We start from the raw sequence: 19,009 nt of genomic DNA, 5'->3' as shown, positions 1-19,009 counted from the left end.
CGACCATGAACCGGATACTCGACATTCTGATTCCCCGCTTCATCACAGAGCGGGTAGCGCTGATCGACGCAAACGGCCAACTCGAAATTGCCGCGCTGCGCATCGCGAACACCGACCTCCTCCAGCGCCTGGAGAAAGCCGAAGGGGGACGGGCATGACCGCTTTCCGTCGCCACGATCTCGCCCAGGCCATCTACCAGGCCCAGCTCCCTCTCGATCTTCGCGAATATCTGAACATCGATCTCTTCGCCGGCGGCGGCGGAGCGTCTGAAGCCATGGAGGAAGCCACTGGCGAGTTCGTCGATATCGCCGTGAACCATGACGACGATGCAGTGAGCATGCACATCGTCAACCATCCGCAGACCACGCACTACCGGGAAGATATCCGGCTGGTGGAGCCTCTGGTGGCAACTCGCGGGCGGCCTGTAGGCAGACTGCACGCCAGCCCCGAATGCACCCACCATAGCCAAGCCAGAGGTGGACAGCCCCGCAGCAAGGAAAGTCGGTCGCTGTCATGGATGATGATCAAGTGGGCAGGCCAAACACGTCCCCTAATGCTCACCATGGAGAACGTGATGCAGATCCTCCAGTGGGGTCCGCTGATCGCCAAACGCTGCCCGCAGACCAAGCGGGTGGTCACTCTCGACATGGTGCCGCACCCAACCACCGGCAAGCCCATGCACCGCGTTGCCGAACCAGGCGAGCGCGTACCCGTCCATCGCCAGTACCTGATACCGGACCCCAAGCGCAAAGGACGCACCTGGGCGCGCTTCCTTCGTCTGCTCCGAGACATGGGCTATCAGTACCACTACGACAAGCTCGTTGCCGCGGACTTCGGCGCCGCCACCACCAGGGAACGCCTGTTCTTCATCGCACGCCGCGATGGCATCCCATTGAACTGGCCAGAGCCAACCCACGCCAGGACCCCAGGCCCTGACCAGCTTCCATGGGTTCCCGTGGCCACGCACATCGACTGGAGCATTCCGTGCCCGTCGATCTTCCTCGACGCGACTGAAGGCAAGAAATTCAAGGTACGCCGCCCCCTCGTCAAGAAGACGCTCGATCGGCTCCGCAAGGGCGTAAAGAAATACGTCACCGATCACGCCGATCCATTCATCGTCAGCGTGAATCACGGTGGCGCCGAGTTCCGGGGTCAGTCCGTGCGCGAGCCCGCAGCCACCATCACCGGAGGCCACGGATTCGCTGTAGCTCAACCCACGTTTGCCCCATTCATCACTGAGCATGCCAACGCAAGCAACCAACGCAACATGCCAGCCAGCGAGCCCGGGCGAACTATCTGTAGCGAGGTGAAAGGGGGGCATTTCGCCGTTGTCGCCCCCGTACTTGTGAGCGCCGGCGGCCCTTCCTACGGCGGTAAACCGACCAGTTGCGGACAACCAGCCGGCACGGTCCTCACTGAAAACCACCGTGCCGTGAGCGTGGCCTACCTGGCGCAACACAATGGCGGGTACAACGCGACACTCGGCCGTCACCCTGCGGAGCCAGCCACTGCCCTGACTACCAGCGGGAGCCAACAGAACGTTGTTACCGCCAGCTTAGTAACGCTGCGCAACGGCTGCACCGGCCGCGATCTACGAGAAGGAGCCCCAGCGATAACCGCCGGCGCCGACGACCTGGCGCTCATGGAATGCACGCTATCACCGGAGAACGAAGCCGGTGCGCTGCGGGTGGCAGCCTTCCTTATGGGGTATTACGGGTCCGACAACACCTACGATCCGCGAGATCCGGCCGCCACCATCACAACCCGCGACCGCCTCGCGCTGGTGACCGTGACGATCAAGGGAAATCCCTACGTGATCGTAGATATCGGCATGCGGATGCTCACGCCGCTGGAGTTGTTCCTGATCCAAGGGTTCCCCAAGACCTACAAGATCGACGTAGGGCACGACGGCCGCCGGTTCAGCAACAAGGCCAAGGTGAAGATGTGCGGCAACTCGGTGTCGCCCAAGCCCTATTACGCCCTCCTCAAAGCCAACCCCCTATTCCCCGAAGAAACCATGAGGGAGGCAGCATGAGCCAGAACACCCAACAAGACAGCCGCCCCATCGTCGAGGTGGTCGACCTTCCAGAGATCAGCGTGGAGCACTCCACCGAGTTTCTGACCGGTTCCGCACCGTGCGCCGGCGTATCCCGCCCACTGTCCGCCGTCTGGCTCGACCAGCGCGCCCACGCACTGTCCAACATCAACAAGACTGAGGGGGAGCAACAATGCGTAGAGCACTGACCGCCATCGCACTCGTCGCACTGGTTGGCCTGGCCACTGTTGCCGCCGGCACCGCACTCCAACCGTTTAAAACGCTGTTCATCTGGGAGGTATGCCGGTGATGATCGAAGAGAAACAGGCTCCAGAGCAGGACCTGGCCGGCGCCATCCGCGACCTGCTGGCACACCTGCGCGGCCCGAAAGTGGCTCCGGAGGACGAACTCTGGACCACGAGAGAAATCGGCGAGTACCTCAAGCTCTCGCCAGCCACGGTTGAAGGTCGCGTGGTCACTCGACCGGACTTCCCTGCCCCGCTGCAGCCATGCGGCACGGTCAAGGCGTCCAAGCGATGGTTTGCGATAGACGTAAAGAAGTGGGCGAGGCAGAACAGCAGCAAGCTGCCGAAAGGACGAAGGCGTTAAGCTTAAGCAGGCAGAAATGAAAAGCCCGGCGCTGTGCCGGGCTCTGGTAAGGCGGAGTAGTTAGCTTTCTCGCGGGCCACCATTCAGGGCAGCCAGAACATGAACCGGATCATTGTCAATGGCCCGGAGCAGGGCGCGGGCAGGCCCCTCGGGATCGCGGCGCCCTTGCTCCCAATTGCGCAGGGTTCCAACAGCAACATCGATCTTTCGGGCGAATTTGGCCTGGGACAGGCCAGTAGCGCGGCGGATTTCCTTGACCTTCACCGCGTCGACGTGGAACTCGCGGGAAGGTTGACGTTCGCCACGCACGATCTCGTCCATCTGGGTCACGCTTTCGACCAGTTCAGCGAAGAGTTCTTTGTCCATGGCTATCTCCAGTTCTCAACGATCTGCCGAAGCATCTTTTTCTGATCGGCAGTCAGATCTTCCTGCGATGCTTTGTCATAGGCCAGCAGGAATGCAATTTGAGAGGCGGATGTGAAATGGTAGTAGATGACCCGGGCGCCGCCTCTTTTCCCGTGGCCATTGGCAGCAATGCGAATCTTGCGCACGCCACCCGTGCCTTCAATGACCACTCCGGCGTCCGGGTGGAGCGTTAGGTCTTCTTGAAGCTTGCGATAGGTCTCGTCGTCTACCAGCGCGAGAATCCGCTTCGTGAAGACTGGCGTTTCGATGAAGATCATCCGTTTCTTCGTGCGTCATTGACGTATGGCAAACTATAGCGAATAGTGGCACTAGATTCAATGCTGGCTTTCTGTACAGTGACCCCGGCTCTGGCCCAACCTCCTGGACAGCCAGCTCCTCCAACGCTTCCGAAATGAAGTCCGCATTCTCGATCAGCGTATCCAGGTGCGGCTTCACGGCATCGGAGGTTTCGGTCGATCTCGCTGCTCGCCCCAGATCGCCAACTCTTCGACGGCCGAGCCGATGGCGTTGATTTTCAGATTGAGGCGATAGAGCGGACGGGGAGAGGAGAGTTGGTCATTGGAAACTCCTGGGCGAGATGCTTCAGAGTAGGCCATGGCGAGAGGGGCAGGGAGGAACGAAAAGGCCGCGCCGGGGAAGGTTCCGGCGCGGCCTGGTCCTTTCGGTGTTGTGCCTTCAAGGACGCTTCAATGTATCAAATGCGCGGCTGATGTGAAAAGACCGCACTGGAGTCGAGGGGCGACCTGTTGCCGGGCTGCTGTCTTTCTTGGCCGGCGGAGGGAATCTGTCAAAGGCGGGCGGGGAAGAAAAGCCCCGCGGGTGCGGGGCTAATTTTTAGCAGGTCGCGCCTGGATTACCGGCTGTGGTGCTGGATTCGCTTGAGTCTTGGTATAGAGGCCGTGCTGGATTCCGCTATCGATATCGAAGTTGTCTTTGATCACCTCAAAGAACTGCCCATCTCCATGCTCGAATTTCCTAAAGATCGCGAATGCAACCAGGTCTGCGAGTTGGATCAGGCGAGAGGCTTTAGAATCCAGAAATACGGGGACTTCAGCATAATTCTTAGTTTGGCCTTGGCTATGCCCGGTATGCTTGAATTCGCGCGCGAGCGTCTGGATTCTGCGCTCAGTGCTGCTCTTATCGAAAAGCATAATTCCGCGTTGTGGGTCGCCATGCTTGGCATAGAGCCTGCGAAGGAAAAGATCGAACCGCATTGAAAGCTTCTCAAACGCATGTTCTACGGGATCTGCCCCGGCAAATCCTTGCTTATCGATCACTGCCGCGAAGAGACGCACATGCTTGCTGGTCAGGCTGACAGCGAGCGAGTCCTTGATTGCCTGAACCCTGTCCGCAAGCGGGAATTGCTTCCAGCCATCCCTGCCTGACCGCATGGGAGAGCCATGGAGTTCGATGTCGTAAGGCGCAGCAGGCTTGAAGCGTTCTGCAATCTTATTGAGCTCAGTCTCTATCCAGTGAGATTGCCGCTCAAAGACACTGACCCCGCCGAGCACGAAATAACGTTGCTGTGGATCGGCAACGCTTCCCGATTCGTCAAGGTACAGTAGATGCATCCATGCCTCCAAAGAAAAAGGCCGCGCACTGCGCGGCCTTTGGAATTAGGTAAGCCGGGCAGGGTAGAAACCCTGACGCACTGCAAGAAGGTCAGCGCTCCCGACTCATGCCGCGAAGTATAAGCGTCGTGATGATGACGTCAATGCTTTTCTGCAAAAAAACGCTTGGCGTTATCGCATTTTTTGTTGTATGCAGCTATCGCCATGTGCAATCGATTGCGCCGTTCCGCTGGGGCGCCGGCGCCACGGCGGCTCACTCCCCCATGATCTGCCTATAGCTCAATCAGCTAGAGCGGATCAGGCGTCAAGCCGATAGGGAAACTGTCGTACCCATCGATCCTAGGGATGTCTCCGATCAGGCGGGCAATCTCTACCGATGCCTTCGGAACGTGTGGGAATCCGCGGCTGAGTTGGCGCCACATCTGCCTGGCAATATGGCGAAGCTCATGCGGACCTCCAACGCGCATCGTGTGCAGCCATACCATCAGGGCTGCGGCATCACTTGGTTGGCCGACCTTTTGGTATTCCCTGATAACCCGCCCTATCTTGAGCACGACGGTTGGATCCATGGAGTAAGAAACTATGGGATCAAGGAAGTTGTACCCTTCATCCTCCCAGTGGTGCCGCTGATGGGTTGCGATGGCAACGAGATAGCCGAGCTCGCTTCCATCCATAGAGGAAATCCTGTCAACGAATGACTCCATTTCCTTCCGCTGGATTCTCCCGAACCACGCCAGCATCCATCTGGATAAAAAAGCCATCATTGGCCTCCTATAAATCCCCACCCCTCCAGATGACCTTGCCTATGATGCGGTGCTTGTGAGCCTGCGACCCATATGCGATGACGCTGTGGTTCACCTAGACCAGATTGAACATCGAGGCTTGCCAGTGCTTCTCGCTGATGATCGCAATGGGATGCCCTTCCTCGCGCAGCTCGACAGCTCGCTTGATCTTGGTTCCATACGTGCTGTGTAGCCACTGCTCGTTGCCGATCTCGCCGACGACCAGGTAGTGCACCTTTTTGCTGATGCCTGAAGCTATTCCCCCGCCGCGGTTGACGACGATCTCTTCGCAATGCTTCCTGGGGCCGTAGACCATGACGCCAGTGAAAACGTAGAGATGGCCCGACCACTCAAGCTTGGGAGCTGGATTGTTGAGCGGAAGAGCATTCGATGGAGTAAAGGCATTGTCGCTTGGTTTCGGCTTGGAAGCAGAGAGGCCACCAAACCCTCTAAGAATCTCGAGCAGTTCGGCAGACTCATCAGCGTCTAACACGCCATCGGACAGCATGTCTGAGAGCCTCCTGTAGAGGAGGTTGGTCACTGGATCGTCAAGATGGACCAGGTTCGTAGCGATCCAATCCTGTAGGAACTCGGCCTCCTGCTGATTGATATGCCCATCAGCAGTGATCCCGGCGGCCAGTCCTGCGAGCGCATCGACAGATCTTCGGTCTATGCGTTTCTCGTGGAAAATCCGACTCCCCCCAAATTCAGCATGCAAATCGACCATCATTCGTCTCCTTGAACTTCAGGTTCCCATCAGACTCTTTGCGCGTTCCAGACAAGCAGTATTCTGGGCTGGATGTAGGTCTCTCAGCTAGCCCATGATCGGCCCGATCTCCGCCCCGCCAGACGAGCACCTCAGCGCTTCCCGGGTCGGCCGTTGGTCATCACGTATCGCTTGACCCTGTTTTCCTTGTCGAAAAGGACAGTGAGGTTCTGCTGCTCCATGCCAGTGCCAAAAGGCCCTACGTAGACGTAGAACCAAATCGCTTGGAGATTTCCTTCGGAGTCAAAAGACTGGGAAAGCGGGTTTCCGAACCGCTCCAGCATCTGGTCGTAGGTGGTTTGACCTTGAACGATCTGGCGGACGTCATCCTGTTCAATCGGCGTTCCGTTGCTGGCGCAGCCAGCCAGGGTGATCAACAGCGCTGCAATAACGAGTATACGCATACCTACCTCCTTGCCCTGAAACGCCATCATAATGCCGTGAAAAGAACTGACCTGCACCGACTGAAGGCTCAGCCCAAGCGGCTCGCCACCTCTGTTGCAGTCGCATTGTAGTAGACCATGAGCGAGCGCGGGTCACGGTGTCCCGTCATCCTAGCCAGGTCGAGCACATCGAGTTTCCTGGCGAGCCTGGTGGTCGCCTCGTGACGGGTGTCGTGGAAGTTCAGCCCGTCGATTTTCTGTCTGTCCCGCACCTTCCGAAAGAGGGTATCGGCCGAGCCGGACGTCAGCGTAAACAGGTTCTGGCGCTTCCCGGCAGCATCTACCAGAACTTGGAGCAAGGTCACCGCACGGGAACTGAGCGGCACCTTACGGGCATCTCCGTTCTTCGTCTTGTCCAGTTCGACGTAGCGGGCACTCAAGTGGACCCGGGCAGCAACGAGGCCGAGGATCTCACCCTGCCGCATAGCCGTCTCCAGGGCGATCAGGAAGGCGTAGGCAAGCTCCTGCATCTTGCCGACCGGCGCCACGCCCTCCTGATACCCGAGCCCCTCAAGGATCAGGGCTTCCTCGGCAGCCGAAATGCGCCTGTCCCGCGGCGGGCGACTCTTCGGGCGCCGCACTTCGCGAACGGGGTTTGTCGGGCACCATCTCCACTCCCGTCGTGCCTGCTCGAACACGCTCGACAGCAACGTCATTTCACGGCGCACAGACGACGTGGCCACCGACTTCAAGCGGTGATCGCGCCAGGCCGCGATCTGGTCTGCGCCGATATCACAGATTCGCTCGCCGACAAACTCCAAGTCATTGACCAGCTTGTCGAGCCGGATCTCTTCCCAGCGTTTGCCGGCCTTGGTGGGTGAGACTTCGTCCTTGTATTTCTCCAGCGCCTCCTTCAGAGTGAAGTTCGATGCCCCTTTGGGGCTCCCAACTCTCGCCAGAATCTCGGCCTCCCGCTGAATCGCCCAGGCCACCGCCTCGGCCTTGGTGGAAAAGGTGCCGGAGTCTCGAACGCCCTTCTTTGCCACCTCGGCGCGCCATCCACCGCTTCGCTTTCTGTACGATGCCACCACATGCCCCGCTTGGCGTAAATTTGGCGTAAAGGGTATCAGGAAATTACGCCAAGCTGCGGGAAGTCGCAGGGCCGCGCCGAAGGAAAACCCCGGTAAATCAGGCCATTACAGGAAGACGATGGAAGTTTCGGGATCCTACCGAGCCGGCCTAGGTGCCCTCCCGAGGCACCATCCTGGATTCCCATGCCTTCCCGAGGGGACCCAGGACAGCAGAGAAACCGGCCTTAGCGCCGGTTTTTTGTTGCCTGCATTTCCTCATCCAATCCAGGCAACCTCATAACTGCGCGACAGCCTGAACGCCATCACGAGCTTGCGCAGCGGTCCGGCTGGAACACCGGCCGAGCCACCATCGTCCCGGAAACGTGCAGCGCCGCAGCTCCGCAAGCCCGGCAGGAGCGGCCTCGGCGGAGCATACGGGGAGAAGGCATATGCCGTCGTAGCGCAGCGGATATTGCAAGCGCTTTCGAAGCCATCTCACGCGCAGGAAAAGTCCAGCCGCGCAACGCCATTGATCAACACATGCGAGTCCGTCCGTTCCTTGACCACCCGCGCGGCCTTGCTCTGCGCTTCGCAGTACTTCACCGCATCCTCGTAGGCAGCAGCTTTGGCGCCCCGTATACGTCCACGCCCGGGAGAGGCTTCGACCTCGGCCCGATAGAGACCGTCCGCGACTTCCTTTATGTCCGCGTGGTAGCTCAGTCCGATGAAGCCCAGTTCGGTCCTGTCGTTCTTTACCGCGCACCCCTGAAGGACGATGGTGAACACGGCGCCAGCAATGATGCTCCTCTTCGATTTCATCGAATGTCTCTCTCTTGGGTTCTATGGCGCTCATGGTTCTAAGGCACCGCCGCTTAAATTCTTCTTAAGGGAGAGTTTCACCACCGCCAACCGAGCCGAACGACTTTCGATATTCACTCACATCGATACCCTGCCAGCCGGGAATCCCGCATCGCTGCTGCTCCCCCGCTCCGCCGTGCGCGCTCCAGCGCCGCAGGAACAGTTAGTGTCCGGCCACGAACGCTGGCTGGTCAGCCTGTGCACTCAGGCTGGCAAGAAAACTCTCCAGCGGCATCGGCCGGCCGATCAGGTAGCCTTGCAGGTAATCCACCCCGCGGGCGGCCAGGTAGTCGCGCTGCTCGGGGGTTTCCACGCCTTCGGCGACGATGTCCAGGTCGAGCTTGGCGGAGAGTTCGACGATGCTGTCGAGGATGTGTCCGGAGAGGGTATCGATGCCGATGCGGGCGACGAAGCTCTGGTCGATCTTCAGGCAGTCCACCTGGAACTTGCGCAGGTAGGCCAGGCTGGAATGGCCGGTGCCGAAGTCGTCGATGGCGATCTTCACCCCCAGCTCGTGCAGTTCGGCGAACAGCCGATCGGTAACCGCGCTCGACTCGATCAGCTCGCGCTCGGTCAGCTCCAGGACCAGGGTGATGTGCCCGGGCGGAAACGCCGCCAACAGCTCGCGACAGTCGTCCACCAACGCCAGTTCGTGGCAATGGGTGGCGCTGATGTTGAAACCGATGTGGAAGCCCGGCTCCAGCTTCCCGGCATGCCCGCCCAGGTCTTCCGCGACCTGGCGCATCAGCGCGCGCGTCATCGGTACGATCAGCCCCGAGCGCTCGGCGAAGGGGATGAACAGGTCCGGCCGGATCAGGCCCTCGCGCGGATGGCGCCAGCGCATCAGGACCTCGACACCGATCCAGGCGCCGCCCTGGCCGGGACTCAACGGCTGGTAGTAGGGAATGAACTCGTTGGCGTCGAGAGCCCGGCGCAACTCGCCGCTGGGCGAGGCGACGCGCCGCGACAGCCAGTAGCAGAGGGTACCGGCCAGGGCGCCGAAGAACAGCAGCAGGCCGAACATCGCCGGGTTCTGCGAGCGGATCGAGCGCCACTGCTCGCCCTCCGGAAAGCCCGACAGGACCCGGAACGGGTAGCGCTGCGAGGCGAGATCCTGGGCGGCCACCGCATAGAGCGGCGGCGCATCGCGGTGCGTGCGGCCCTCGGCGTCCAGCCAGTGGGGCCCGACCACCAGGACCTGGCGACTGCGCCGGTCGACCAGGTCAAGCACGTAGCTCAGATAACGCCCGTCGATGGCCGACAGCACGCCGCGGCGGCCGTCCGAATCGCGCAGCACCAGCAGCGCCGAGTCCGGCGTCACCTGGTTGCCGGGCATCAGCCGAAGGCGTCCGTCGACGTAGCTGTCGATCCGTACCGGCTCGTCGAAGCCACCGAACAGCGAGGTGCAATAGATGGTGCGGTCGCGCGTCAGGTTTACCGAGCGAACGAACGGCATGGTCGCCACCTGCTCGCGCAACGCCAGCTCGGCCTCGGGGCACGGGCGCCCCGCCACCGGCATGACGTTGCGCGCGGCCAGCGCGGCGTTGTCGAGCATCCGCTCGAATTGCCGCACCGCGTTCCCGGCAGCCTGCTCGGAGGTCAGCTGGAGGCTGCGCCCGGCCTGCCAATAGAGGATCAGCAGGCCGAGAAGGATCGGCAGCATCCCGACCAGGACGGACAACAACAGCCGCAGCGCCTTGCGCCGCGCTCGCCTCACCGGAATCGGCATGGAAAAGACTCGAAATGATTGGGAACTGCCAGAAGCCTAGAACAACCGGGAAAAAGCGTGCCCCGGGTGGACGGCGCCGGCGACGGATGCACGTATAATCGCCGCTTTTGCCGATGCCGCGGAACACGCCGATGCCGAAACACATGCTCTCCCCCAAGGGCGACTATGCCCCCGCAGGACTGGTCCGCCGCCTGGCGGCGATGTTCTACGACTTCCTGCTCTGCGTGGCGCTGATGATGGTGGTCACCCTGGTCTACCAGCAAGGCATCCTTCGACTGATCTACGGCAGCGACCACCTGCGCGAGCTGGCCGACCGCGGCGCGCTGATCGGCGACCCACTGCTCTCGACCCTGCTGGTGTTCGCGTTGTTCGGCTTCTTCGCCAAGTTCTGGACCCATAGCGGCCAGACCCTGGGCATGCAGGTCTGGGGTCTGCGCGTGCAGAACCGCGACGGCAGCGCCATCAGCCTGCTGCAGGCGTTGCTGCGCTTCATGATCGCCATCGCCTCCTGGCTGTGCCTCGGCCTCGGCTTCCTGTGGATGCTCTGGGACAGCGACAAGCGCACCTGGCACGACCGTTATTCGGAGAGCCAGGTAGTCAGATTGCCGAAGAACATCCACAAGAAGTGAGCGGAAACCACGGTCCGGCCGGCACCCCCTGCCGGCAATCCACGGACTGCTAGCCCCCCGGCGCCGTGCGCCGATAATCCGGAACAGCGACGGTTGTCCGCCCTGCTGCACGCACGGCACGGAAACGGAAAGGCCACCCGAAGGTGGCCTTTTTGCGTTCTCGCAGACCGAGCCCGTCAGCCCGCCCGGCGTAGCAGCCAGAGGCCCGCCAGGGCGCAGGCCGAGGCAGGGATCACCACCGCCAGCAGCGGCGGGAAATCGAACACCAGGCTCGACGGCCCAAGCAGATCCTGGGCGATGCGGAAGACGAAGCCCACCAGCACGCCGGTGAAGATCCGCTGGCCCAGGGTCACCGAACGCAGCGGGCCGAAGATGAACGAAATCGCCATCAGCACCAGGGCGGCGGTCACCAGCGGCTGCAGCACCTTGGTCCAGAACGCCAGCCAGTAGCGGTTGTTGTTCAGGCCCTGGTCGGCCAGGTAGTGGATGTACTGCCAGAGGCCGCTGATCGACAGCGCCTCGGGCTCCATCACCACGGTATTCAACAGTTGCGGACTGAGCTGGGCATCCCAGCGTTCGGTCGGCAGCTTGACCACCTCGGAGCGTTTCTCCTGTGGGTGCAGCAGTGTGGTGGTGACGTCTTCCAGTTGCCAATGGTCGGTCTCGAAACGCGCGCGCTTGGCGAAGCTGGCCGATTGCAACCCGCGCTGCTCGTCGAAGCGGTAGCGGGTAACGCCATACAGCACGCCATTGGGCTGCACCGCGTTGATGTGGATGTATTCGCGTCCCTGGCGATGCCACAGGCCGCGCTTGGAACTTTGCGAGTCGCCACCGCCCTGGGCCAGGGCGCGGCCGCTCTGGGCGATATTCTCGGTCCAGGGCGCGACGTACTCGCCGACCAGGATGCCAGCCAGCATCAGTACCAGCATCGGCTTCATCACCGCCCAGACGATCCGCGACAGCGACACCCCGGCGGCGCGCATGATGGTCAGTTCGCTGTTGCTGGCCAGGGTGCCGAGGCCGACCAGGCAGCCGATCAGCGCCGCCATCGGCAGCATGTCGTAGGCGCGGCGCGGCGCGGTCAGTGCGATGAAGCGCAGGGCCTCGCCGATGCCGTAGCTGGCGCTGATATCGTTCAGTTCGTCGATGAAGGCGAACAGCAACGCCAGGCCGAGAATCACGCCGAGCACCGCGAGAATCGCGACGAAGACGGTGACACCGATGTAACGATCGAGCTTAACCATGCGCCACCTCGCGACCGGCACGGGAGGACGCCAGCTTCAGGCGCAAGGGATCCCAGTAGAACAGGACGAGGCCGATCGCCAGGAACAGCCCGTGTACCCACCACAGGCCCACGGCCATGGGGATCTTGCCTTTGTCCAGCTGGCCGCGCACGGCGATCAGCAGGGCCAGGTAGGCCATGTAGAGGAGGATCGCCGGCAGCAGCTTGAGGAAGCGTCCCTGGCGCGGGTTGACCCGCGACAGCGGCACCGCCAGCAGGGTCACCACGAACACCAGCAGCGGGGTCGACAGGCGCCATTGCAACTCCGCCTGGTAGCGCGGGTTGGCGCTACCGAGCAGGTCGGTGGTGGGCACCGCGTCGCGCTCGCTGACCTCGCTGCTGGCTTCCGGCTTGGGCAGCATCACGCCATAGGTGTCGTACTTGATGGCACGGTAGTTGGCCTGCCCGGGGTTGCCATCGTAGCGGTAGCCGTTGTGCAGGATCAGATAGCGGCTGCCGTCCGCCTGAATGTTCTGGGTGCCCTTCTCCGCCACCAGGATCGAGATGCCGCGTTCCTGGTTGCTGCTGTTGAGGTCTTTCTGCGAGATGAAGATGCCGGCCAGCTCGCCGCGGTCCTTCGACAGATCTTCGGTGTAGGTCACCCGGGTGCCGTCGCGCATCGCCTGGAAGCGACCCGGGACCAGGGTGTCGAACTCGGTCAGGGTATCCTGCTTGTTCAGCAGCAGGGCGAACTGGTTGATGCCCTGGGGCGCCAGGAACAGGCTCAGCCAGGCTACCAGGATCGCCACCAGCAGCGCCGGCGCCATGGTGTAGCCGAGCAGGCGCTTCTGGCTCATGCCGGTCGCCGAGAGCACCGTCATCTCGCTTTCCAGGTAGAGCCGGCCATAGGCCAGCAGGATGCCGAGGAACAGGCCCAGCGGCAGGATCAATTGCAGGAAACCGGGAATCCGGAACGCCATGATCAGGAACAGCGAGCCGGGGTCGAGCAGCCCCTGGGCCGCCTGCGCCAGGTACTTGATGAAACGGCCACTCATGATGATCACCAGCAGCACGGCGCTGACGGCGCTCATGGTGACCAGCACTTCACGGGACAAATAGCGGAAAACGATCAATCCGGACACTCCTGGGTTGCCAGGCTCTGACAGGACCTCGCGGCCCCGTCATCACGCGTTTCCGGCCATGGCGACATGGCGCGGAGAAAATAGCCGGTATTATCCTGCGATTCGGCGAGCCTGTCACTGCGCAGGCCGAACCAAGAGCCCGATAGACCGTCGCGGGGAACGCTCGTTCAGCGCGTTCCAATTTATTTGCCGTCGCCGCCGACCGGCTCGCCGCCCGCCCCGGACGCCGGACGAAAAGGTGGTGGATAGCTAGCGTCGGCCGGACGCACACGGTCGTGCCAGAGACGCCGGACTTGTGCGACCATGTGCGGCAACGGCCGGAGGGCGGTTGCCGCAGGCGTCGCTCGAGCGGTTCCGGCGCCGTGAATACCGGCACTCGACCGGCCCCCGCGTCGCTCCGGCGATGACGCGAGCCACGCAACGGAGCCTGCCGGAACGATCGCTCATCGGTAATGGATGCCGCCCTTGCGTCATCCCGACTGTCTGTATTGGGGACCTCTTCCATGGAATTCCTTGTAAAAAGCGTACGCCCGGAAACCCTGAAAACCGCCACGCTGGTGCTCGCCGTGGACGAAGGCCGCAAGCTCGGCGCCAGCGCCAAGGCGGTCGACGACGCCACCGGCGGCGCGATCGGCGCCGTGCTCAAGCGCGGCGACCTGGCCGGCAAGGTCGGCCAGACCCTGCTCCTGCAGAACCTGCCCAACCTCAAGGCCGAGCGCGTGCTGCTGGTCGGCGCCGGCAAGGAGCGCGAACTGGGCGACCGCCAGTACCGCAAGCTGGCCTCCGCCGTGCTGTCGACCCTCAAGGGCCTGGCCGGCGCCGATGCCGTACTGGCCCTCGGCGATCTCGCGGTGAAAGGTCGCGACGCCCACGCCAAGGCGCGCCTGCTGGTGGAAACCCTGGCCGATGGCCTGTACGTGTTCGATCGCTACAAGAGCCAGAAAGCCGAGCCGCTGAAACTGAAGAAGCTGACCCTGCTCGCCGACAAGGCCGACAGCGCCGCCGTCGAGCAAGGGAGCAAGGAAGCCCAGGCCATCGCCAACGGCATGGCCCTGACCCGCGACCTCGGCAACCTGCCGCCGAACGTCTGCCACCCGACCTTCCTCGGCGAGCAGGCCAAGGCCCTGGCCAAGGAATTCAAGGGCCTGAAGGTCGAAGTCCACGACGAGCAGAAGCTGCGCGAACTGGGCATGGGCTCGTTCCTCGCCGTCGCCCAGGGCAGCGAACAGCCGCCGCGGCTGATCGTCCTGCAATACAACGGCGCGAAGAAGGACCAGGCGCCGCACGTGCTGGTCGGCAAGGGCATCACCTTCGACACCGGCGGCATCAGCCTCAAGCCGGGTCTGGGCATGGACGAGATGAAGTTCGACATGTGCGGCGCCGCCAGCGTCTTCGGCACCTTCCGCGCGGTGCTCGAGCTGCAGCTGCCGATCAACCTGGTCGGCCTGCTCGCCTGCGCCGAGAACATGCCCAGCGGCGGAGCCACCCGTCCGGGCGACATCGTCACCACCATGAGCGGGCAGACCGTCGAGATCCTCAACACCGACGCCGAAGGGCGCCTGGTGCTGTGCGACGCACTGACCTATGCCGAGCGCTTCAAGCCGCAGTCGGTGGTCGACATCGCCACCCTCACCGGCGCCTGCATCGTCGCCCTGGGCAGCAACACCTCGGGCCTGATGGGCAACAACGAGGCGCTGGTCAGGCAACTGCTCAAGGCCGGCGAGTTCGCCGACGACCGCGCCTGGCAGTTGCCGCTGTTCGACGAGTACCAGGAACAGCTGGACAGCCCCTTCGCCGACATCGCCAACATCGGCGGTCCGAAGGCTGGCACCATCACCGCCGGCTGCTTCCTCTCGCGCTTCGCCAAGAAGTACCACTGGGCGCACCTGGACATCGCCGGCACCGCCTGGATCAGCGGCGGCAAGGACAAAGGCGCCACCGGCCGCCCGGTACCGCTGCTGACCCAGTACCTGCTGGAACGGGCCAAGTGACCCGGGTCGACTTCTACGTGATCCCCAGCGCCGATCCGTCGGCGCGCCTGCAGGTCGCCTGCCGCCTGGCCGAGAAGGCCTGGCGGCAAGGCATGCGGGTCTACCTGCATTGCGCCGACGAGGCGCAGCGCGGCGAGCTGGACGGCCGCCTGTGGAGCTTCCGCGGCGAGGCCTTCGTCCCCCACAGCCTGGCCGAAGACGACGCCGAGGCGCCGGTGGCGCTGGGCCTGGGCGCCGACGCCGGGAACCATCGCGACCTGCTGATCAACCTGGCCCTCGAGGCGCCCGGCTTCGTCCCGAACTTCGCGCGGGTGGCCGAACTGGTGGTCGAGGAACCGACGATCCGCCAGGCGGCACGGGATAAGTTCCGCTTCTACCGGGAGCGGGGCTATCCTCTACAGGACCATCGTTTGCCGCGTATCTGAAGTGCACGACCATGGACAGCCACAAACCGACACAACCCCCGGAGCGCTTGCTCGATGACCTGGAGTCGATCCACGACCTGCTCTACGAAAGCAACGAGCCGCCCTTGCTGACCGAATCCTTCGAGCCGGACAACATTCCCCTGCTCTCCGACGTCGTCTCCCCCGGCACCGCCCCGCGCGCCTCCGAGCCGCTGGCCGAAGCGCCCGCACCGACGGGCCTGGCGCCCGCCGAACAGGAGCGCCTGGACGACGAGCTGCGCGCCTCCGCCGAGCTGATCCTGCAAGAGGTCATCGACGACTTCGCCCCGCAGATCGAAGCCGAGCTGCGCCGCCGCCTGCAGGCCCGCCTCGGGCGCCTGCTCGGCCAGCGCAACGACTGAGCCGGGCGCCGTGCGCGCCCGGCGCGGCCCGCGGCCTTACCCCCGGGCCGCCATCCCCGCTATACTCCCGGACTTTCTTCGCATTTTCCCCAGCCATATTCAGCTTTGGTCCCCTTTCGCATGGACAAGACTTACCAGCCGCACGCCATCGAGACTTCCTGGTACGAGACCTGGGAGTCCAACGACTACTTCGCTCCGAGCGGCGAAGGCCAGCCCTACACCATCATGATCCCGCCGCCGAACGTGACCGGCAGCCTGCACATGGGCCATGGCTTCAACAACGCGATCATGGACGCGCTGATCCGCTACCGCCGCATGCAGGGCCGCAACACCCTGTGGCAACCGGGCACCGACCACGCCGGCATCGCCACCCAGATGGTGGTCGAGCGCCAGCTCGGCGCCCAGGGCGTGAGCCGTCACGACCTCGGCCGGGAGAAGTTCCTGGAGAAGGTCTGGGAATGGAAGGAACAGTCCGGCGGCAACATCACCCGGCAGATTCGTCGCCTGGGCTCCTCGGTGGACTGGTCGCGCGAGCGCTTCACCATGGACGACGGCCTCTCCGAAGCGGTCAAGGAAGCCTTCGTGCGCCTGCATGAAGACGGCCTGATCTACCGCGGCAAGCGCCTGGTGAACTGGGACACCAAGCTGCACACCGCGATTTCCGACCTGGAAGTGGAAAACCACGACGAAAAGGGCCACCTCTGGCACCTGCGCTACCCGCTGGTAAACGGCGCGAAGACCAGCGAAGGCCTGGATTACCTGGTGGTCGCCACCACCCGTCCGGAAACCCTGCTGGGCGACGCCGCGGTCGCGGTGCACCCGGAAGACGAGCGCTACGCCAAGCTGATCGGCCAGTTCGCCGAACTGCCGATCGTCGGCCGGCACATCCCGATCATCGCCGACGAGTACGTCGATCGCGAGTTCGGCACCGGCTGCGTGAAGATCACCCCGGCCCATGATTTCAACGACTATGAGGTCGGCAAGCGCCACGACCTGCCGCTGATCAACATCTTCGACAAGAACGCCGCGGTGCTGGCCCAGGCCCAGGTGTTCCACCTCGACGGCAGCGTCAACCCGAACCTCGACCCCAGCCTGCCGCAGAGCTACGCCGGCATGGACCGCTTCGAGGCGCGCAAGGCCATCGTCGCCGAGTTCGAGGCCATGGGCCTGCTGGAGAAGATCGACGACCACGCGCTGAAAGTGCCGAAGGGCGACCGTTCCGGCACCGTCATCGAACCCTGGCTGACCGACCAGTGGTACGTCAGCACCAAGCCGTTGGCCGAGGACGCCATCGCCGCCGTGGAAGACGGCCGCATCCAGTTCGTGCCCAAGCAGTACGAGAACATGTACTTCTCCTGGATGCGCGACATCCAGGACTGGTGCATCAGCCGCCAGCTCTGGTGGGGCCACCGCATCCCGGCCTGGTACGACGAGGCCGGCAACGTCTACGTCGGCCGCGACGAGGTCGAGGTGCGCAGCAAGCACCAGCTCGGCAATGACGTCGAGTTGCGCCAGGACGAAGACGTTCTCGACACCTGGTTCAGCTCCGGCCTGTGGACCTTCTCCACCCTCGGCTGGCCGCAGCAGACCGAGTTCCTCAAGACCTTCCACCCCACCGACGTGCTGGTCACCGGCTTCGACATCATCTTCTTCTGGGTCGCGCGGATGATCATGCTCACCATGCACCTGGTGAAGAATCCCGACGGCACCCCGCAGATCCCGTTCAAGACCGTCTACGTCCATGGCCTGGTGCGCGACGGCCAGGGCCAGAAGATGTCCAAGTCCAAGGGCAACGTGCTCGACCCGCTGGACATCGTCGACGGCATCGACCTCGATACCCTGCTGCAAAAGCGCACCAGCGGCATGATGCAGCCGAAGCTGGCGGAGAAGATCGCCAAGCAGACCCGCGCCGAATTCCCCGAAGGCATCGCCAGCTACGGCACCGACGCCCTGCGCTTCACCTTCTGCTCGCTGGCCTCCACCGGCCGCGACATCAAGTTCGACATGGGCCGCGTCGAAGGCTTCCGCAACTTCTGCAACAAGATCTGGAACGCCGCCAACTTCGTCATCGAGAACACCGATGGCCAGGACACCGGGGTCAACGGCGAGCCGGTCGAGCTGTCCTCGGTCGACCGCTGGATCATCTCCCAGTTGCAGCGCACCGAGCAGGAAGTCACCCGCCAGCTCGACGCCTTCCGCTTCGACCTGGCCGCCCAGGCCCTCTATGAGTTCATCTGGGACGAGTACTGCGCCTGGTACCTGGAGCTGGTCAAGCCGGTGCTGTGGGACGAGAACGCCCCCATCGAGCGCCAGCGCGGCACTCGTCGTACCCTGATCCGCGTGCTGGAGACGGCTCTGCGCCTGGCGCACCCGTTCATGCCGTTCATCACCGAGGAAATCTGGCAGCGCATCAAGGCCCAGGCCGGCAAGCAAGGCCCGACCCTGATGCTGCAACCCTGGCCGGTGGCCGACGAAGGCCGGATCGACGCCGCCGCCGAAGGCGACATCGAGTGGGTCAAGGCGCTGATGCTCGGCGTGCGGCAGATCCGCGGCGAGATGAACATCTCCATGGCCAAGCGCATCGACATCATCCTCAAGAACGCCTCGCCCAGCGACCAGCGCCGCCTGGCCGACAACGAGCCGCTGCTGATGAAACTGGCCAAGCTGGAAAGCATCCGCGTGCTGGAAGCCGGCGAGGAAGCGCCGATGTCCGCCACCGCCCTGGTCGGCGATATGGAAGTATTGGTGCCAATGGCCGGCCTGATCGACAAGGGCGCCGAACTGGGACGCCTGGACAAGGAGATCCAGCGCCTGGAAGGCGAGGTCAAGCGCGTCGGCGGCAAGTTGTCCAACGAAGGCTTCGTCGCCAAGGCCCCGGCCGACGTGATCGAGAAGGAGCGCGCCAAGCTCGCCGAGGCCGAACAGGCCCTGGCCAAGTTGGCCGAGCAACGGCAGAAGATCGCCGCGCTCTAACTCCAGCGCCCGCCTCCC

Annotated in this window: 20 protein-coding genes; 9 read left to right on the top strand and 11 right to left on the bottom strand. The window is 63.2% G+C overall.

Going from position 1 to position 19,009, the window contains the following annotated elements; genetic code table 11:
* The first annotated feature begins 5 nt into the window (after positions 1 to 5).
* The 4 genes from B7D75_RS29520 to B7D75_RS05720 all read left to right on the top strand — a co-directional run bounded on the left by B7D75_RS29520 (position 6) and on the right by B7D75_RS05720 (position 2,644).
* Positions 6 to 158 carry a hypothetical protein gene (locus B7D75_RS29520; RefSeq protein ID WP_169433150.1) on the top strand — a complete coding sequence of 51 codons (153 nt, stop codon included), beginning with the start codon at positions 6 to 8 and terminating at the stop codon, positions 156 to 158.
* A complete protein-coding gene (locus B7D75_RS05730; RefSeq protein WP_107113824.1) occupies positions 155 to 2,035 on the top strand; it encodes a DNA cytosine methyltransferase in 1,881 nt (626 codons plus the stop codon). Before B7D75_RS29520 ends, B7D75_RS05730 begins: the two co-directional genes overlap by 4 nt.
* The gene (locus B7D75_RS05725; RefSeq protein ID WP_033967225.1) at positions 2,032 to 2,244 is read left to right on the top strand and encodes a hypothetical protein; all 213 of its coding nucleotides are present in this window, start codon (positions 2,032 to 2,034) and stop codon (positions 2,242 to 2,244) included. The genes B7D75_RS05730 and B7D75_RS05725 overlap by 4 nt, the downstream gene beginning before the upstream one ends.
* A gap of 100 nt (positions 2,245 to 2,344) precedes the next feature.
* Entirely contained in the window at positions 2,345 to 2,644 is a 300-nt protein-coding gene (locus tag B7D75_RS05720; protein WP_058172668.1) for a hypothetical protein, read from the top strand.
* A gap of 60 nt (positions 2,645 to 2,704) precedes the next feature.
* On the opposite strand, the gene B7D75_RS05715 is transcribed toward B7D75_RS05720, so the two are convergent.
* The 9 genes from B7D75_RS05715 to B7D75_RS05670 form a co-directional block, all read right to left on the bottom strand.
* The gene (locus B7D75_RS05715; RefSeq protein ID WP_023910258.1) at positions 2,705 to 3,010 is read right to left on the bottom strand and encodes a helix-turn-helix domain-containing protein; all 306 of its coding nucleotides are present in this window, start codon (positions 3,008 to 3,010) and stop codon (positions 2,705 to 2,707) included.
* Positions 3,011 to 3,012: 2 nt separating this feature from the next.
* A complete protein-coding gene (locus tag B7D75_RS05710) occupies positions 3,013 to 3,327 on the bottom strand; it encodes a type II toxin-antitoxin system RelE/ParE family toxin (RefSeq protein ID WP_023910260.1) in 315 nt (104 codons plus the stop codon).
* Between the two features lie 570 nt (positions 3,328 to 3,897).
* Positions 3,898 to 4,641: a DUF3800 domain-containing protein gene (locus B7D75_RS05700; protein WP_058172667.1), complete on the bottom strand. Its 744-nt coding sequence runs from the start codon at positions 4,639 to 4,641 to the stop codon at positions 3,898 to 3,900.
* 287 nt (positions 4,642 to 4,928) lie between these two features.
* A complete protein-coding gene (locus tag B7D75_RS05695; protein WP_124103543.1) occupies positions 4,929 to 5,402 on the bottom strand; it encodes a hypothetical protein in 474 nt (157 codons plus the stop codon).
* A 97-nt stretch (positions 5,403 to 5,499) separates the two neighbouring features.
* Entirely contained in the window at positions 5,500 to 6,150 is a 651-nt protein-coding gene (locus B7D75_RS05690) for a BRCT domain-containing protein (RefSeq protein ID WP_058172679.1), read from the bottom strand.
* Between the two features lie 131 nt (positions 6,151 to 6,281).
* Positions 6,282 to 6,593, bottom strand: coding sequence for an outer membrane protein assembly factor BamE (locus B7D75_RS05685; RefSeq protein WP_031631670.1), 312 nt, complete (start codon positions 6,591 to 6,593; stop codon positions 6,282 to 6,284).
* Positions 6,594 to 6,661: 68 nt separating this feature from the next.
* Entirely contained in the window at positions 6,662 to 7,618 is a 957-nt protein-coding gene (locus B7D75_RS05680) for a tyrosine-type recombinase/integrase (protein ID WP_223716503.1), read from the bottom strand.
* Positions 7,619 to 8,137: 519 nt separating this feature from the next.
* Positions 8,138 to 8,461 (bottom strand): hypothetical protein, encoded by a 324-nt coding sequence (locus B7D75_RS05675; protein ID WP_034081197.1) that lies wholly within the window; start codon positions 8,459 to 8,461, stop codon positions 8,138 to 8,140.
* Between the two features lie 202 nt (positions 8,462 to 8,663).
* Positions 8,664 to 10,229 (bottom strand): EAL domain-containing protein, encoded by a 1,566-nt coding sequence (locus tag B7D75_RS05670; RefSeq protein ID WP_012074549.1) that lies wholly within the window; start codon positions 10,227 to 10,229, stop codon positions 8,664 to 8,666.
* Between the two features lie 131 nt (positions 10,230 to 10,360).
* Between B7D75_RS05670 and B7D75_RS05665 the strand changes: the two genes are divergently transcribed.
* Positions 10,361 to 10,858: an RDD family protein gene (locus B7D75_RS05665; protein ID WP_053816777.1), complete on the top strand. Its 498-nt coding sequence runs from the start codon at positions 10,361 to 10,363 to the stop codon at positions 10,856 to 10,858.
* Between the two features lie 176 nt (positions 10,859 to 11,034).
* Here B7D75_RS05665 and lptG read toward each other — a convergent pair whose 3' ends face one another.
* Both lptG and lptF read right to left on the bottom strand, forming a co-directional pair.
* Complete coding sequence (gene lptG, locus B7D75_RS05660) at positions 11,035 to 12,102, bottom strand: LPS export ABC transporter permease LptG (protein ID WP_012074547.1); 1,068 nt, start codon at positions 12,100 to 12,102, stop codon at positions 11,035 to 11,037.
* Entirely contained in the window at positions 12,095 to 13,213 is a 1,119-nt protein-coding gene (gene lptF / locus B7D75_RS05655) for an LPS export ABC transporter permease LptF (RefSeq protein WP_107113823.1), read from the bottom strand. Before lptF ends, lptG begins: the two co-directional genes overlap by 8 nt.
* A gap of 512 nt (positions 13,214 to 13,725) precedes the next feature.
* Here lptF and B7D75_RS05650 point away from each other — a divergent pair.
* From B7D75_RS05650 to B7D75_RS05635, 4 genes are all read left to right on the top strand, one after another.
* Positions 13,726 to 15,213 carry a leucyl aminopeptidase gene (locus B7D75_RS05650; protein WP_107113822.1) on the top strand — a complete coding sequence of 496 codons (1,488 nt, stop codon included), beginning with the start codon at positions 13,726 to 13,728 and terminating at the stop codon, positions 15,211 to 15,213.
* Positions 15,210 to 15,638: a DNA polymerase III subunit chi gene (gene holC, locus B7D75_RS05645; protein WP_053816775.1), complete on the top strand. Its 429-nt coding sequence runs from the start codon at positions 15,210 to 15,212 to the stop codon at positions 15,636 to 15,638. Before B7D75_RS05650 ends, holC begins: the two co-directional genes overlap by 4 nt.
* Before the next feature lie 11 nt (positions 15,639 to 15,649).
* The gene (locus B7D75_RS05640) at positions 15,650 to 16,018 is read left to right on the top strand and encodes a hypothetical protein (protein ID WP_034081205.1); all 369 of its coding nucleotides are present in this window, start codon (positions 15,650 to 15,652) and stop codon (positions 16,016 to 16,018) included.
* A 120-nt stretch (positions 16,019 to 16,138) separates the two neighbouring features.
* Positions 16,139 to 18,991, top strand: a complete 2,853-nt coding sequence (locus B7D75_RS05635; protein ID WP_043100977.1) for a valine--tRNA ligase — start codon at positions 16,139 to 16,141, stop codon at positions 18,989 to 18,991.
* Positions 18,992 to 19,009 lie beyond the last annotated feature (18 nt).

Source organism: Pseudomonas paraeruginosa (genome assembly GCF_003025345.2).
GTDB classification, from domain to species: Bacteria; Pseudomonadota; Gammaproteobacteria; order Pseudomonadales; family Pseudomonadaceae; genus Pseudomonas; species Pseudomonas paraeruginosa.
Note: the sequence above shows the minus strand (reverse complement) of the source record. Positions and strands in the feature narration are given on the sequence as shown.